The 17,244-nt window shown below is 40.0% G+C and carries 11 protein-coding genes; 3 read left to right on the top strand and 8 right to left on the bottom strand.

The genetic code is table 11. The features are described 5' to 3' along the window. Window position 1: 1 nt before the first annotated feature. Genes DFQ12_RS20510 through DFQ12_RS20480 form a run of 7 tightly spaced genes read right to left on the bottom strand, consistent with a single transcriptional unit; the run spans window position 2 to window position 11,677 of the window. Window positions 2-748 carry a fasciclin domain-containing protein gene (locus tag DFQ12_RS20510; protein ID WP_120260903.1) on the bottom strand — a complete coding sequence of 249 codons (747 nt, stop codon included), beginning with the start codon at window positions 746-748 and terminating at the stop codon, window positions 2-4. Between the two features lie 20 nt (window positions 749-768). Further along, window positions 769-2,340, bottom strand: a complete 1,572-nt coding sequence (locus DFQ12_RS20505) for a RagB/SusD family nutrient uptake outer membrane protein (protein ID WP_120260902.1) — start codon at window positions 2,338-2,340, stop codon at window positions 769-771. A gap of 11 nt (window positions 2,341-2,351) precedes the next feature. Continuing rightward, window positions 2,352-5,516 (bottom strand): SusC/RagA family TonB-linked outer membrane protein, encoded by a 3,165-nt coding sequence (locus DFQ12_RS20500; RefSeq protein ID WP_120260901.1) that lies wholly within the window; start codon window positions 5,514-5,516, stop codon window positions 2,352-2,354. An 11-nt stretch (window positions 5,517-5,527) separates the two neighbouring features. Then, on the bottom strand, window positions 5,528-6,514 hold the full coding sequence (locus DFQ12_RS20495; protein WP_120260900.1) for a DUF5007 domain-containing protein: 987 nt from the start codon (window positions 6,512-6,514) through the stop codon (window positions 5,528-5,530). After that, window positions 6,515-7,180 (bottom strand): fasciclin domain-containing protein, encoded by a 666-nt coding sequence (locus tag DFQ12_RS20490; RefSeq protein ID WP_244211805.1) that lies wholly within the window; start codon window positions 7,178-7,180, stop codon window positions 6,515-6,517. Then, a complete protein-coding gene (locus DFQ12_RS20485) occupies window positions 7,177-8,718 on the bottom strand; it encodes a RagB/SusD family nutrient uptake outer membrane protein (protein WP_120260899.1) in 1,542 nt (513 codons plus the stop codon). Before DFQ12_RS20485 ends, DFQ12_RS20490 begins: the two co-directional genes overlap by 4 nt. A gap of 4 nt (window positions 8,719-8,722) precedes the next feature. Next, window positions 8,723-11,677, bottom strand: a complete 2,955-nt coding sequence (locus DFQ12_RS20480; protein ID WP_120260898.1) for a SusC/RagA family TonB-linked outer membrane protein — start codon at window positions 11,675-11,677, stop codon at window positions 8,723-8,725. A 567-nt stretch (window positions 11,678-12,244) separates the two neighbouring features. On the opposite strand from DFQ12_RS20480, the gene DFQ12_RS20475 reads away from it, so the two are divergent. The 3 genes from DFQ12_RS20475 (at window position 12,245) to DFQ12_RS20465 (ending at window position 16,425) form a co-directional block, all read left to right on the top strand. Beyond that, entirely contained in the window at window positions 12,245-13,033 is a 789-nt protein-coding gene (locus tag DFQ12_RS20475; protein WP_120260897.1) for a hypothetical protein, read from the top strand. A gap of 159 nt (window positions 13,034-13,192) precedes the next feature. Next, complete coding sequence (locus tag DFQ12_RS20470; protein ID WP_120260896.1) at window positions 13,193-15,520, top strand: TonB-dependent receptor; 2,328 nt, start codon at window positions 13,193-13,195, stop codon at window positions 15,518-15,520. Window positions 15,521-15,639: 119 nt separating this feature from the next. Continuing rightward, the gene (locus DFQ12_RS20465) at window positions 15,640-16,425 is read left to right on the top strand and encodes a DUF4249 domain-containing protein (RefSeq protein WP_120260895.1); all 786 of its coding nucleotides are present in this window, start codon (window positions 15,640-15,642) and stop codon (window positions 16,423-16,425) included. 90 nt (window positions 16,426-16,515) lie between these two features. Here DFQ12_RS20465 and DFQ12_RS20460 read toward each other — a convergent pair whose 3' ends face one another. Next, on the bottom strand, window positions 16,516-17,238 hold the full coding sequence (locus DFQ12_RS20460; protein WP_120260894.1) for a LytR/AlgR family response regulator transcription factor: 723 nt from the start codon (window positions 17,236-17,238) through the stop codon (window positions 16,516-16,518). Between the last annotated feature and the right edge of the window lie 6 nt (window positions 17,239-17,244).

Raw genomic sequence — 17,244 nt, 5'->3', positions numbered from 1 at the left:
CCTATTTCTCCTTATATTTTATGCCATATTCTATCGCAAGGTCAGAAAACCGAGCATAGTTATTAAATGAAAATCCAAATTGATGATCGATGTAACGAAGTACATGAAGTCTGCCATTTGTAGGCTCTATATTAGATGTAGCAACATAACCATTTTTCCAAAAACTCTTTGGTCTACTCATATCTGGAATATAAGAGAACAATAGCTGTCGTGGTCCCTGGTATTTGATTGTCACACCATCATTTTTAAGATCATGGAATACAGTACCGATATTCACAATGAGATCATCATCCAAGGTTTGATAAAGTCTACCAGAGAAGGCATTTAACGCCATCGTATCTACCTGAGGGAAGTCTACAATTCCAAGATTCCCCTTGATCATATAACCTTGCAGCATCTTTTTCCATACACGCGGATCAATCTCGTTCAACGCCGTCACCGTATCTTGTCCCGCCTCAAATAACGTTTTATTCAAGATGCGAATAGCGCGGCCGATACTTGGATCTGTTGGCGCAAAAAAGGTAATTTGTTCATTTGCTATGGTATTCTCCAAGCCGGCAAGGTTGATGACCGTCAGCAAAGTATCAAACAGACTACGTTCATCCTTCCCTTTAGATTGAAGATATTGTAGCATATTACCATCATACTTGGCTTGATGGATACCCGAATCATCGTAGTAATTTTTTGAACAGCTAAATCCGGACAGGATTAATGCAAGTAAAAAAGGTAAAAAATAAGCTCTTTTCATCTGATTATATAATTTTAATCTTATTTATTCCAATAATTAAGTGACATATGTGGATTGTTCTTTAAAGCCTCTCTACTGATTGGCCATGTCCATGCCCCAGCATTAAATGTAGAGAATGTTAAAGGTGCTAGCGTATACTCTCCACTCAAGATCCGCTTGGTACGCACGAGATCAAAGAAATAATATCCTTCCCCCATAAGTTCCTTGCCGCGTTCATAGAAAATAGCTTGTGATAAACTTTCATAGCCATTTGCTGGATACAAAGACGCATTCGCTCTGCCACGTACGCGATTGAGCAAAGTGGTAGCTTTATCAGCATTTCCCAATCCAACACATGCCTCGGCTTGCAATAGTAATGACTCAGCCAGACGAAATACCATAATGGAGTTGGCATAATTTTCAGCGGTATTTGAGCCTGTAAACTCAAAATTCACGAACTTATAAAGGCGGAATTTCCCGTTTCCAGTTTTCCAGTTCGCCTCGTCAAACCATTCCGCGATACGACCATCTGGCTCTCCTTCCGGATATAGTTTTTCGATATATTGGGGAATGTAAGCCATCTCCGAATTCTCACGGTCCTGATTCAGGCGAACGGTGTAACCGTCCAATACGTAAAAAGGAATCATCTTGCGCGAGTTTGCAGGAACAAAACCTTGATAATTCACACTATTTGATATTTCAAATAAACTCTCCCGCGATCTACCCTGAAAAATCTCCTTAATCCGATTTATAGGCAATAACTCATAAGCTTTGTTTTGTTGCTCACCTTGTTGAGTCAGTTCATCACCAAGTTCATCGGCCTGTTGATAATACTTTTGTTCGTTGCCTGTATCAAAGCCAGCAGCCCACATATTGAAATGCATCATCAATGCGACCACTGATCCACGCATTGCACGCACACCCCGATTTGCAGGTTCGTCATATGTCCAAGGCAAATCATTCTTAACCGCTGCTAAGTCCTTTAGACACATTTTGGCAATCTCGATATGTGATGTTCTGGGCAGAGGTTTATCATTGTATGCATTTGTGAAGTAAGGCACATTCCCATATAAACGTATCATAAAGAAATAGGTCAGACAACGCATAAATACTGCTTCGGCCTGATAATGCTTCACTATTGCTGGTGAGATGCTTTTATCATTTTCGGCGAGTCGAAGAACATTCTCATAGAGAATATTACTTGACTGGATCACCTTATAAAAGGGCTGCCAGTTGTTCAGAATATCCCACTCGACGATATAGGTCCAAAAAGTATCGGCATTCGTTCCTGGTAAGGGGCGTTGTGTGGTTGCCAAGCTCTCTACATCTCCAATCGCCGCATAATTAATATCGAAACGATTCGGGTAAGACTGTGTTCGTCGAACCATCCCATTGCGCAACTCACCCATGATAAAATAAGGTCCTTTCAATAAAGAAGCTTCTCTAAAAAGTCGATACAATTCCAGTGTAAAGGTCTCCGCATCACCTTGGTCTTTCCAATAATTATTACCCGAAAGGCTGTCAATAGGTTCTACGTTGACAAATTTATTACAGCCCATCAGCGAAAAGATCAGCAGAAATGAACCAACGATTTTATAATAGTATTTTTTCATTTTTTCCTCTATTAAAATTGTGCACTAATACCCAACGTGAAAGAACGTCTATTTGGATAGCCATCCGAACGATCATATCCCATACTGGAAACCCCCTCTGGGTTGACACCTTTATAGCTGGTGAATGTATAAATGTTATTTGCTGTGAGGTAGGTATTCAACCCATGCAATTTGTAACGCTTTATCCACTCCCTTGGAAATGAAAAACGTAGGGTTGCTGAATTGAACTTAAGGTAGCTCCCATCTTCCATAAACAAAGTCTGGTTGGGGCGAAATGGCTTCATACCACCTTGTCGCTGATAATCAAAAGGATTCGGGTAGGTCGCGACATCTCCTTCGCGCAGCCAGAAATCATACCTGTCCAATGGCAATAAGGCAGCATTCTGACGGCCATTACGATCCTTATCAGTCATAAACGGATCAAAATACGAGTTCAGCTGCGTAGCCAATACTTCGTTGATAATATCACGCCCTCTGACATAAGAGAACATCATATTCAGAGACCAATTTTTATAGCTTAAAAATGAATTGATACCACCTGTTACTCGGGGTTGTGAATTCCCGACATAGACCATATCCTTTTCATCAATAATATAGTCACCATTCACATCTGTCCAATTGGGATCTCCGCCCTGAAAATAATAGACCGTATTGCCATTTATCATTTTCATCCGTTCACCGCTGCTTGGATTGACAGGTACATCTCCGTCAGTACTGAACACACCTCTATAATCATACAAAACATGAGAAAAGGGATTTCTACCCAAAATATAAGCCTGGTGGTAAGTATTGTATGCTTCGTCATAAGCAATATGTAGGCGGCGTGAGTTAGGCAGTTCCGTCAATGCTTCTTTATTTATTGCTCCATTGAGCTCAATACGCCAATTCCAATCACTTCCGCGATCAAAAGGACGATAGGCCAACGTAAATTCGTAACCATAGGTGACGTGAGCCAGATCGTTTGATTGCTGTTTCCCAAAAGCATTATGATCAGCCATATCAATCTGCATCAACTCATTTTCAACCTGTTTGTAATAGACCTCCTGAATGGTATTAAATTTATTATCAAAGAAATCCCCTTCCAATGCAAAGCTCATAGACGTCGTTGTTGCAGGTTTTAGATCAGCATTTGGCATATTTTTCCAATCAAAACCAATTGTTGGATTATTGTTAAAATAGCCTGTATAAATATATTTACCGAAGGCATCGAAAACTGTTCCTGTAGGTGTAATATTACGGCCCCAGCTTCCTCGCAGTGCCAGACTGTTTACATAACCGGCATCTTTGAGATTTTTCATAAATCCTTCGCGCTCCATATTCCAACGCACAGCAACTGAGGGGTTTTTGATCCAGGGTTTTTCTGCTCCGGTAGTAGAGGTCTTATCAATACGATAGGTCAGATCCACAACGTATTTCAAATTATAATTATAAGAGAAACTCGCTCCAAAGCCGGCACTACGGTAGTCCGACACCCCCGTTACTCCCCCCTTGGCAGCAGACAATCCGAAAGGTCCCTCCAATTGATCATTCGCAAAGCCATCTTTTAGGTATTCCTTTCTGAGGTTGTCTTTCATGTCCAATTCATTAAACACATAGGTATTAAAAGTGTGCTTACCGATTTCTTTCAGATAAGACAAGAAAAACATATTATTCAACGAGTTGGTCTGCGAGTCATAATTATAAAAGCTCGACCTGTTGTTGTTTGCTATAGCGGGTTTATACGTGTCCGTTCGATCGGTAGAATAGTTATAAGAGAAGGTATTTTTTGCCCTGAAATTCTTGAGGATATCAAACTCGAGCTCCACCATACCGATCAGGTTTGTACTTTTATTATCATTACGACCATTCAATGCAGCGATCAAATCTGAAGTAACAAATCCTTGTGAGGGTGAAGGCAATAAAGAAGAGGCTGTTGCTGCCGAGGCTACCCCACCCTGGCTCACAGAAGTACCACCGCCGAGTTGCTGCTCACCAATCTTACCCGACATGGAGGCAAAAAGACGTAGACGCTCATTGGGGGTATATTGGGTGTTCATATCAAGTGTGTAGCGATTGAAACCTGTATTCTGCACGATACCATTCTCTTTGTAATAATTCCCATTTACCTTATAACTGAATTTATCATCACCACCGGATGCTGAAATATTATGCGACTGATTGTATGTTGGCTTGTAAAATACACCCTGCCAATTAGTCGAATTATTAAAGTATGGATTTAAGCTATCCGTCAGTACCTGATGTTTATTGATATCATCCCGACCTTGCCAGTAGCTATCCGCATAATTATAGACTTGATTAATACGGCTCAAACGCTCATCCTTCCCACCCAACACGTTACGGAGGTTCGGTGGTATAGAAAGAAACTGATTGGTTGTATATTGGATACGAGGCACTTCCGACCGTCCCCTTTTAGTCCGGATCAAAATCACGCCATAGGAACCTCTGGTACCATACAATGATGTGGAGGCCGCATCTTTCAAAATCTGCACCTCTTCAATATCTTCAGGCGGGATCAAGGAAAGAGGACTTATACCTGTACCCGCTCCCCCATATCCATATTCGAAATTGGTATTATCATCTACGCGCACCCCATCGATAATGTAAAGTGGAGAAGTAGGGATCAAGTAAGTATCCACACCGCTACCGACGGTTCCCAAGTTAGAAAGACCACGTAGCAAGACTGTACCCCGTGTACCCGGAGTACCGTTATTCATCTGTACATTCAGACCAGCGACCTTACCCTGCAATAGTTCAGTTATATTGGCTACTGGGTTATCCTGTAAGTCCTTTCCGCTTATGGAAACTGATGACCCCGTCAAAGTCTGTCTGGAACGTCTAGAAAATCCCTGAACAACAGTCTCCTCGAGCATATTCTGTGCAGTCGACATTTTTACGTTGATCACAAAGGAATTTCGCCCCGTCAAGGAAATACGGGATGCTGTGTAGCCTGTAAAAGAAAAAATCAAGTCATCATTACTTGTTGTGCTGACACTGTAGGCACCTGTTGATCCTGATGCGGAAAGTACCTTGTCAGTTTTCGCCGAACGCACCGAAACACCTACCATTGGCCGATTAGTGACCGCATCCAAAACCATCCCTTTTACAGTCACCTTAGTCTGCCCATGTGACATGACCGAAGTCAGCACACAGCTGATTAATATTATATATCTTTTCATACGTATCTTAGTTAGTCATTGTCAAATAAAGGTGCTTGTGTAGGGAAGTAGACAATAATTTCCCAATCCCCTTTCTGATAAATGGTATACAGCAGTTTATAGGTTGACGAAATACGTGCACCTCCAAAAGCAACACGATTGTACTTAAAAGTAGAAAAAGCTTTTTCCCCTTCATTGAATCGCGTATTTAGTGTAGGTACCAAAGGCATTGGATAAACCACATCGTAGGTGACGGAACTGGAATCGGCGGCAAACTTTGGATTAAAACCATGAACCAGATACTTCCAATCTTCTGCTGTCATCCCATTAAATTTCGAAAGTTTAATCGGTTTCAATTTTGAATCAAGAAACTTGAAAGTAATAGAACTCCCGTCGCCGGTACGGTTCAGCCAGAATTGTTGATCCAAAATTGGCTGTCTCGTAGAATCCCCAACAACATTCTCTGACTCATTAAAATATGCGCTGGCAGGTATCTCTTTTTGGGGTTTCAATTTAAAGTCTTTGAAATATCTTTTTCCACCAGAGTTGGAAACCTCTACATCAAATAGATAACAGGAATCTGGCTCGACACGGACAAAATCCGATGAAGCGACATTCCACATTGTAAAGGATCCCGAATGCAAACCGATCTCCCAAAGTGGACGGTTTACAATCTCGCGCTTGGCATTGATTTCTTCCAATGATGTTTCCAAACCCGTATACGGCTTTTTCCATACCTCAACCGGGAAAGGTTTTAACAATTCGGGAGCTTCACTGCCATCGAAAGCCCGCACATTTAAAATCCGGAAATTTAATGGACGTGTCGACTGATCATCATTAAAAAAATTCTGATTATAATTTCTCCCCAAAACCGGTCTGAACTCTGTTTGACTAAAAGCCATATCCAAGCTAAAGGCGGCTTTTTCACTCGGTACGAAGTCCTTAACACAGCTTTGCAAACAACACAGTGCTGTCGAAAACAAGAGACTACTTCGTAAGTATATATTGAATTTTTTCATTTATTTATTCATTCTGGTTAAAAAATCGCCAAATCCAAACTCATGACGTCCCCCTAAAACATGTACCACCCCATTGCCCGTAAAAATATTCACGGCCTGAGAGCTGGCTCTTATCCATTGCGACTGGAAAGAGTTATTTTTAGTATCACTATAATACATGATTTCTGCACCACCATTTACCAAACCTGATGCGTTCTCCTTGATTCGTTGTGCGTGCATCGGGTGCCTTATGCCATAGGTTTCGATAAATAGTCCATCGATATAGAGTGTAGAATCCGTCGTTACGATCCCCGCGCCAATATATTTGGTCATGAGGGTATCCAATTGAGCGATATCCAAGTTCTGGATGCTCAAATGTTCTTTCTTTTGATTGTCTCGCACAAGGTTTAAATTGGAAAGTGCAGTTTGAAAGGTGCTATTTGTTGGTGCAAAAACAGTCACCTTTTCGTTTGCTACTGCATCCTTGAGATAAGGTAATCTATCCAACACCAATAACACGGAGTCAAACACCCCCGGTTTGGATTGTAAATAGGCCAGTGAATTCCCGTTAAATACCTTCTCAGTATTTTCATATTCATAATAGCCCTGGTATTTTGTACAAGCCGTTATACACAAGAGCATACCCAATAAAATACTTACATTATATCTTCTATTTATTTTCATCATTTCCAATATGTATTTTGTTGCAATTCTTTATTATTTGCCAATGCATTCTGACTAATGGGCCAATAAATTCCCTTTTGGGCAATCAACTTCTGGAAAGCAGGATCATTCTTTTTTATTTTATTGTAACGCACGACATCAAACCAGCGCCAGCCTTCCCCCATCAGTTCTTTGCGGCGTTCCTGAAATACTGCATCGATCAGATCAACATTGGGTCCTATCTCAACAAGGCCACGATTTTTGCGGGACTGGTTCAATATTGCAGTAGCCAATTCTGTACGTCCTAATACTGCATTTGCCTCAGCTCGCAATAAATTGATTTCTTCAAAACGACTGAATACCAAAGTTGAAGTGAAAAATGGGAGTGAACCATCTGCGCCTGATTCCCCATTACGAATGATGTGTATCTTTTTGAAAATTGGTCGGATACCTCCAAAATCAGCAAAATAACTGGTTTGAACAGTTCCAGTAGAATCAATACGAAAACGTTGGTCCCCTGCCTCATTAAAAATATCGACGATACGCTCTACTTTCACATAAATATCGGGATTGGGTTTTGACACCAATGGTTTAGCCAATGTCAGCGACTCGATATGCCCATCTGTTCCGCCTTCATTACTTGAATTTGGAAAGGGAAAACCGATAATATGTTTGATGCGGTTACCAAAGAAAAAACCTACGTTGGTTGTATTCGTTATATCTGCTATATCGGTTGCAGCGATACCGCCACGCGTCGCATTCGCGATCACATAATCCGCAAACACCGATGCTTCAAGATAATTTCCCGATAACGCATTAATATGGGCTAAAATCGTATATGCAGATAGCCTATTAAACAACACACCGGACCATTTCACAGAAGTGGAGCCCAGATAAAGATCTGCAGGTAGCACGGGATCATTAAAAGATCCATAAAAAAATGGCAATTTATCTTTAACAGCATTTATTTCGTTTTCGGCATAGGTTAGCACCTGATCCACAGAAGAAGCTTTGATCTTTGGAAAAGCCCCTTCATAAGATTTGTCCCAAATGGGAACATCACCCCAGGTTCTTGCTAATAAGTAATAAACAAAACCTTTGACAACACGCATTTGAGCGACGTCGATCTCATGCAAAGCGGCAGTATACTGTTTATCATGTTCGAGAACTTCATATGAGCGTTCAATAAATAAATTTGCGGCATTGATCACGGCATAAAATCTTCGCCAATCCGAACCTTCCTGAATCAACTTAGCCGAAGAATTTAGACGTCCATCCACAATATCCTGTAGATCACGACGGTTCAATGCAGTAAAATCACCATTCCGCAGTTCCCCATATAGCCAATGTGCATTGTTTTCGGCCAAGGCGGTACGCAACAAACCATATACCCCAAGAAGAGAACCCCGGATATCATTGATATCTTTCCACTTATTTTCCTCATTAACAATATGATTGGATTCAACATCCAAAAATTTTTCACAACTACTTGTCCCAAACATTGCGGAGATCGCAATCGTCGAACAAAGTAAAAAACGAAGTATTATATTCTTTCTCATCATAGGTTTAAAAGTCTAATTTGACACCGAGGGTATACATTTTTGGATAACGGATTCCTGTACCAGTGTCGTAACCGTAAAAATTGACCAGCTCAGGATCGCGTCCAGAATATTTGGTAATAGTCAATAGATTACTTCCTGTCACATAAACGTATAGTCGATTTAACTTTTTATTGTTCACTACTTTAGTCAAATCATACCCCACCGATAAATTTTTAAGTTTCACAAATGAACCGTCTTCCATAAACAGATCCTGCTCAGCCTGATAGGGAACTACCGAAGACCAAGGATTATAAATTGGATATGCTGTTTCGTCAAAACTTTTCTCCCAGGAAGTGATTTCACGTACACCATACAAATTCTTGGATTCAGCGACGTTTGCGAAATCATATTTTTTCGAGGCTTGCTGGTTTATGATCTCGCGGCCTAGATTAAAATACAAGAGGAAAGAAAGATCAAAGTTTTTATAGGCGAATTGGTTTGTAAATCCGCCAGTCCATTTGGGAATTATATTGCCCATTAATATGCGGTCTTCATTATTAATATCAAAATTACCATCTTGATCTACCCAACGAGGATCGCCGCCTTTCATATCAGTGCCATTGTAGGTCATTACCCTGTTATCGCCATCACGGACAGGCACTTCCGCATCGGATTGATAGCTTCCTCTATTTTGCAACAGCCAGTACTGATCAATTCGTTCACCTACTTGCAGCTTATTTTTCCCTACCACGATAGCATCCAATTGATTTGGCAGCTTTTTCAATTCGTTGGTATTGTAAGCAATATTGAACGCACTGTTCCAACAGAAACCGCCAGTACTGCGCGGCATTGTATAATTTAGCGATACATCGACACCCCTATTTTGGACATCCATACCACTTGCATATTCAAACTTATATCCTGATTCAGCCACGGTAGGGACTGGCAGGAGCATATTTTTAGTGGTTTTATTGTAAAAATCCACATGCAAACCAAATTGCTTAGCCATTGAAAGACTGACCCCTATATTATACATATCTGTAAATGACCAAGGCACATCATAGCCAACCCAGCCATAAGAATAAGGGCGTGAGACTGTTCCAACACCATTGTAAGACATGATTCCAGTATTTTTATCCCAGCTCAATTGTGAGGAATATTGTGGGCCTGCTGCCTCTGTATCTGAATTGGGCAAATTACCAATATGGCCGTAGGAGCCCCTAAATTTTAGGATATCTATTTTATCGTTTTCGATTTTGGAACTCAGATCATACTCACCGTTCACAGCATACGAAGTATACCAACGCTCGGATAATTGTTGCCAAGAGGAACCATCCCGGCGTATCAATCCTGAAAGTTTTAGACCATTCCATTCGTAAGTCGTTCTGAAATACGTATTGATCAGATGATGAATGGTCTTGTCGCCATAGATATAAGGAATAAAACCGATGGAAACAAGATAGTTAGCCTTATTCTTATCGCCCTCAACTTTATTGATCTTGATATAATCATTAGGTCCTCGATAGGCTTGGAGATAATTGTATTTTTGTCGATCTGCCTGTATTTGAAGCCCAGCTTCGAACAATAACTTCCCCGTATTCAGTTCCTTGACATAACTTATATTATTGTCAAAACTCAAACGCTCATTATATCCCAGATAATTAGATGTATAATTGTTTCCTTCCATCAATGTTGAAGGCCAAAATACGTCCCTACGGTTTTCATTATAATCCAATGCTATCCTGGAAGTAACGTCAAGGCCTGGCATGATGTTGATATCTAGTCCCAACGAAGCCAGGACACTGGTATTATAGTTGTTATCCAGTGTCAATTTGTCAAAATTTCGTAGATAGAGATTATACAGACTTTTGTTCGGCGCCAAAGGTGTAGATAAATCCGGCGTATACTTGGTCTCTGTATACCTTTCGGTCAATGATCGATTCCTGTCCCGCGCCAAGCGACCGATCTGGATATTACCACTGACTTTGAACCAAGTCGTAGGCAACATATTGATACTGAATCCACCATAGGTTCTATTAAACTTGGTATCATCCGCCCCAGAGGCATTTTGTGTATGATTCGCAAAGAATCGGAAATTCGAACGGTTAGTTCCGCCCATCAGAGCACCATTGATCGAATACAAGGGTGTGAGTTTATAATATTGATCTACCCAATTTGACGGACCGTAATAATTGGTGTTCGAAGAATCACTCAGATAACTCGGATAGGCCGCAATCTGTTCGGCACCTGCGTATTTATCGTAAAATGTTTGTCTAAAATCCCTTTCGAATTCGGCATTGACTGTAGTGATGTTGTTCGGAACAGCAAATCCAGAATAGCCATTAATGGAGATTTTTTTATCTCCTGCTTGTGCAGTTTTCGTTGTGACATACACAACACCGTTTACAGCTCTTGGTCCATATTTAGCAATCTGCCCGGCATCTTTTAATACTTCGATAGACGCAATATTATCGAGGTCAAAAAGAGATAGAATATTAGTCGCAGCCCCGATAGGCTGTGTTTCCTCGTTTTGTATGTTATAGATAAGACTGGTTTCATCAATGATCTGAATACCATTAACAACAATTAAAGGACGGTTTTCCTTAAAATTTCTTGCTGTAAAAACAGGTCTTGTAATTCCGTGAACCAACATATTTTGTTGCACTGTGCCTGGTTCTGCCGAAGGCTCCTGCACATACACACCAGAAATATTGCCCTTCAGTATCTGCTCCAAAGTAACGAGGGGGTATTTCGATAATTCCACGACTGAGATTGTATCGGATCCCAACACAGGTATCGTGGAGAACTTACTTTTTGCTGTCAAAGAATCGACATTGGATTTACTCTTCATTCGAGCCCTACCGGCCCTTTCTTTAGCTATTTTTGGACCTGGTGTCAGACCAGGATCACCAGCTTTCACTGCCGAAGACTCAAAAAGTAGCATAAAGAACGCTAAATTGATCATGTAAAACTGTCTCATTTAGAATTGAACTTTATTATTTAGGATTATAGATAGTTTCTTCTCTTGATATTGGTTAGTACTATCACTTGCCAACAATTTTACATAAAAAAATCACCCCAAATTATCGTTCAACAAACACAATCGTTTGCATAATTTACTACAACGTTATCGTGTATTTTATACATTATGTTTTTTCAGTTAACAACTATATTTTCAATAAAAACTACACTATATTTACTTAAAAGAAAATATATTAAACCTCAAAAACACACCTTAAAAAACAAACAACAATCTAAATATCAGCTATTTAAGAAAAATAAATTTTATACATTTTGCGATTATCTAGAAAACCAATAATGTCAATGGATTTTTCAACAAACTTTAAAATTGTAGAAGTATGCATCTAACTAACCATTTAGTTTTAATGATAAATACAGTTTAGATTTAAACAATGCAAAACAAGTCCTTTGATCGCTCATCGGGTGATGAAAGGACCTGGCATCCACTACAAAAACCCCTGATTTCATGGATATTAAATGGATCAATATTGCCGTATTTTTGATATATTAGAAAAAACACAACTAGATGCGTTCCATTTTCATATTTCTTTTTTCACTGCTAAGTATCTTTACTTATGCGCAGACGAACCCTATAATCAAAAGCTTATCCTACCCCGAATTAATCCCGGTGCTGGTGAACGATAGTCTATATGGCTATTGTGATAGTGTTCTTGACATAAAATTGTCGCCGATGTATGAAAAGGCGGAACTATTTGAAGAAGATTTTAATTTCCAGATTTTCCATGTCAACAAACCCGAAATTGTAAAGTATGGATCAGCTGAATACGCGTGGGTTCAACGCCATGGTGAGCGTTATCGTATCGACAAAAATGGTGATCCGGTTTATAAGTATGATGCAGCAGATTTTAAAACTGGAGAAACACTCATTCAGCTCTTTAAAAATTCCACATCACATACGATAAATAAAGTGGACGAAACGACCCTATTCCAACAAATAAAGAACGATCAAACGGGTCAAATTGCATTCCCTGACGATCGGTCCATGGCTGACTTTAAAGAAAAAAATAAAACATTTATCGACGAAGGAATCCGATTGATTTATTATCCCAAATTCACAGAAATGCCATATACCGACTTTTCCGATGAACAAACGCTACTCCAGGGAATAAAAAATAAAGAAACAGGTGAAATCATGATCAAAGCACAATATGCCTCTATTGAAGAATACTACAATAATCCCTTACGTGTACATCAGTATCCCTTGATTGTCGCATTTAGTGGGGATTTCAATAAATACATATACGTAGGGCTCAACGGAACGGAATATGTACTTTATTCAGCCAAAATAGAATAAAGACATCAGCTCGTTTACCAAAAAAGCTGAATACCAAAAGTAAATTTCAATTCACTAAAAAGTCGCCAAAACAATAGGTTGCTATAATATCTAACCAAGTTGCTATAAAAGAAATTTTTCACAGTTCACTAACCCCTATTTTCGTGAAAAATTCGCAATATGCTCAGATCATTACCCATTTTATTACTTTCTATTTCACTTGGCAGCACTGCCCTTGCACAAAAGCGCTATACATTATCTGGAACAATCACCGACGTATCAACAGGAGAAACACTTATTGGTGCTTCGGTCAAACTACGCGAACTTCCCCAATCTGGAAGTTCCAGTAATTCTTATGGTTTCTATTCCATGGCTGCCCCCGAAGGAAGGTATCTACTCTCCACCTCCTATGTAGGATACAATACCCGTATTGACACAATAGAATTAAACAGAGATCAAGCCCTTAATCTCACGCTGCGATCACAGACCTTACTAGATGAGGTTGTCATCTCATCCAACAGACGTAATAATAAAAATGTTTCCTCGCCACAAATGGGGGTTGAAAAACTCAATATGACCCAGATCAATCAGCTTCCGGTAGTTTTGGGAGAACGCGATATTTTAAAAAGCATCACATTAATGCCGGGCATTAAAACCTCTGGCGAAGGAAATACAGGTTTCTATGTCCGTGGTGGTGGTGCCGATCAAAATTTGATTTTACTGGATGAAGCAACTGTCTATAATGCCACTCACCTACTCGGTTTCTTTTCTACGTTCAATTCAGATGCCATCAAAGATGTCAGTATCTATAAAGGCGGTATGCCTGCTGAATATGGAGGACGGCTGTCATCGGTGCTCGATGTAAAAATGAATGAAGGTAATAATAAGAAAACCACTGTTCAGGGTGGTATTGGATTAATTGCTTCCCGCATTAAAGTAGAGGGTCCGCTGGTTAAGGACAAAGGCTCATTTATGTTATCTGCTCGTCGTACTTATATGGATCTCTTTATGAAAGCCTCCTCGGATACAACAATTAATAAAAGTACGCTTTACTTTTATGACATCAATGCGAAGGTTAACTATAGATTCAACGATAAAAATGCGATCTATCTATCCGGATATTTTGGTAAAGATGTATTAGGGCTCCAGGATATTTTCGGCACCAACTGGGGGAATGCAACCGGAACTTTACGATTCAACCATATCTTCAGCAATAAATTATTCTCAAACACATCACTTGTCTATAGCAAATTTAACTATGTTATCGAAGGCTTGGACCGCAACGATGGCTTTAAGGCAACGTCTAAGATTACCGATCTAAATTTTAAACAGGATTTCCAATATTATGCAAGTTCTGACCATGCGCTAAAATTTGGATTGCAGGTTACCCGACATGATATTGCTCCGGGTGATATTACGACAACAGCCAGTTCCAGTTTCAATGACAAACATGTCGAACATCGCTTTGGTTACGAAATGGCAACCTACGCCAGTGACGACTGGAAGGTAAACGACAAACTGAATATGGCCTATGGCCTGCGCTTAAGCTCGATGTTGCTGGTTGGTCCAGGAACTTTTAGTACTTATGACGCGGCGGGTAACACCATTGGCTCACAACATTACAAATCCGGAGAGCTAGTACAACATTATCTCAATTTGGAGCCTCGCTTTAGTGTAAGTTATCTACTCAATGAACAACAGTCCATCAAAGCTTCGTACAATAGAAATACACAAAATATTCACCTATTGACAAACTCTACAAGCGCCAGTCCGACGGATCTCTATGTGATGAGCAGCAAGAATATCAAGCCCGAAATTGCTGATCAGTTCTCCACGGGTTATTTCAGAAACTTTAAAGATAATCTATATGAGTTCTCCGCGGAGGTCTATTACAAAAATCTACAAAATCAAATCGATTATAAAGATGCCGCGCAATTGCTTGTCAACCAAGACGTCGAATCCCAACTGGTTTATGGCGTAGGGCGAGCCTATGGTGTCGAATTATTTCTGAAGAAAAAATATGGCCGTTTTAATGGCTGGGTGGGTTATACCTGGTCTAAAACCGAACGCAAATTTGATGAGATCAACGCAGGAAAATACTTTCCTGCAACGCAGGACCGTACCCATGATGTATCTATTGTCGGTATCTATAAGCTCAATGAAAAGTGGACTTTCTCCAGTAATTTCGTTTATGGAACAGGAAGGGCTGTCACTTATCCAACGGGAAAATACACAGTCGGTGGCAATACTACCTTCTCTTATTCGGAGCGTAATGCTTATCGTATGCCCGCATCACATCGCTTGGATATTGCCGCCACCTTTGAAGGAAAACCGGGGAAACGTTATCAATCAAGCTGGACATTTGGCATTTACAATGTCTATGGGCATAAGGATCCTTACAGAATCGCATTTAGAGATAGTAAAACCGTTGCCAACGCAACAGAGGCTGTCCAAACAAGTATTTTTGGTATCCCTATCCCCTCGTTTACCTGGAATTTTAAATTTTAATCCCAATTACTAAAAACATAAAATACCCTTATTCAAAAAACACAAGCATTGACGAAATGGGTATTTACCAAGGCTTTTAGAGACAAACTGAGCATAGCAAGCTCATAAAATATTTATATATGAAACATATTATTGTTATCTCCAGTATACTTATCCTTACGACCTTCATTTCATCCTGTGAGAAAGTCATCGATATTCAGGTCAATGATGAAGTTGGTCGATTAGTTATTGAAGGCGTCATCAATAACACAACAACAGAACAAGAAATAAAACTTAGCCGAAATACAGCCTTTTCTGGCGGCAACAATTACCCCGCAGTAAGCGGAGCAACGGTTCTGGTAAGGGATCAGAATCAGAACGAATATACATTTGTGGAAACCGCAGCCGGAACATACAAAGCGCAACAGTTGACAGGAATCCCGGGAGAGACATACACAATGGAAGTACGCGTTGATCAAGATAAATATCAGGCAACTTCGCAAATGCCGCAAATCGTTTCACTGGACTCTATTGCTGTCGAAAAACCAAAATTTGGCGATAAGGAAAAACGGAATATTAAAGTCTTCTATAAGGATCCGGCAGATCAAATCAATCAGTATAGATTTATCGTTTTTCTAAACGACAAACAATTGAAAGATATTTATGCGGTCAACGACGACTTCAACAATGGGAATGATATCAATTTAACGTTGCGTCCAGATGATGTCGATATATTCCCTGGTGATCATATTCGTGTAGAAATGCTCTGTGTAGATAAAACGGTGTACAACTACTGGTATAGCCTGATGCAGCAATCGGCCAATTCGGGTGTGACACCAAGTAATCCGCCTACTAATATTAGCCCGGCAACACTCGGCTATTTTAGTGCACATACCTTCTCGACCAAAAGCATACAGGTTGATTAATTGAATACTTTGTAACAGCGAGGAGATGATGCTGAACGACATTATCTCCTCGCTACTAAATTAAGCAAATAGCCCATTACAGTCTACCTTTTACCGATTAATGGTTTGCTTTTTTATACGTTCCAAAAGATCCTCCTTAAAACTTGCCCCCAAAGGCATCTCAAAGCCTGCGATTGTCACCCAATGGTTGTCTACACTCTCTACCTTATTTAGATTGACCACAAAGGATTTATTGATCCGCACAAAGTCTGTATTGGGCAATTGATTGAATATCGTTTTTATGTTCATTGCCACCATTAATTTTTTATCTTTTGTATGGATCATCACATAATCTTTCATGGCTTCAATGTACTGAATTTCATTTAGCTCCAACCGAAAAAGCTTACGGTCAGCCTTTACAAAAATATGATCAGTAGGCGATACAACACCTTTCTCCGGAACCTTTTGTTGAAAATGGCTGACGGCTTTATCCAAAGCCTTCTTTAACCGATCCTCAGCAATAGGTTTTAACAAGTAATCCAACGCATTCAGTTCATAGCTTTCCAATGCATAATTGGGATAAGCAGTTGTAAATATAATCTGTATATGGGCAGGGATAAATTGAGCAAAATCCCAACCGCTTTCTTCGGGTAGATTGATATCCAAAAAAATCAAGTCAAGGAGCTGATCCTCCATCACCATACGGGCATCTTCCGTATTGCCATACATGCCGAGGCATTCCAAAAAATCGTAACCTTTCAATAATTTTACCAGCCCCCTTCTCGCCAAAGGTTCATCTTCAATCACAATGTATTTAATACTTAGCTTGTCCATAGTCTT

Source organism: Sphingobacterium detergens (assembly GCF_003610355.1).
GTDB classification, from domain to species: Bacteria; Bacteroidota; Bacteroidia; order Sphingobacteriales; family Sphingobacteriaceae; genus Sphingobacterium; species Sphingobacterium detergens.
This window is presented reverse-complemented; position numbering and strand designations above follow the sequence as displayed.

Coding starts and splice junctions, on each gene's coding strand:
- DFQ12_RS20485 (WP_120260899.1), bottom strand. CDS start 8,718: ATGATGAGAAAGAATATAATACTTCGTTTTTTACTTTGTTCGACGATT.
- DFQ12_RS20465 (WP_120260895.1), top strand. CDS start 15,640: ATGAAACATATTATTGTTATCTCCAGTATACTTATCCTTACGACCTTC.
- DFQ12_RS20460 (WP_120260894.1), bottom strand. CDS start 17,238: ATGGACAAGCTAAGTATTAAATACATTGTGATTGAAGATGAACCTTTG.
- DFQ12_RS20500 (WP_120260901.1), bottom strand. CDS start 5,516: ATGAAAAGATATATAATATTAATCAGCTGTGTGCTGACTTCGGTCATG.
- DFQ12_RS20510 (WP_120260903.1), bottom strand. CDS start 748: ATGAAAAGAGCTTATTTTTTACCTTTTTTACTTGCATTAATCCTGTCC.
- DFQ12_RS20505 (WP_120260902.1), bottom strand. CDS start 2,340: ATGAAAAAATACTATTATAAAATCGTTGGTTCATTTCTGCTGATCTTT.
- DFQ12_RS20495 (WP_120260900.1), bottom strand. CDS start 6,514: ATGAAAAAATTCAATATATACTTACGAAGTAGTCTCTTGTTTTCGACA.
- DFQ12_RS20490 (WP_244211805.1), bottom strand. CDS start 7,180: ATGATGAAAATAAATAGAAGATATAATGTAAGTATTTTATTGGGTATG.
- DFQ12_RS20470 (WP_120260896.1), top strand. CDS start 13,193: ATGCTCAGATCATTACCCATTTTATTACTTTCTATTTCACTTGGCAGC.
- DFQ12_RS20480 (WP_120260898.1), bottom strand. CDS start 11,677: ATGAGACAGTTTTACATGATCAATTTAGCGTTCTTTATGCTACTTTTT.
- DFQ12_RS20475 (WP_120260897.1), top strand. CDS start 12,245: ATGCGTTCCATTTTCATATTTCTTTTTTCACTGCTAAGTATCTTTACT.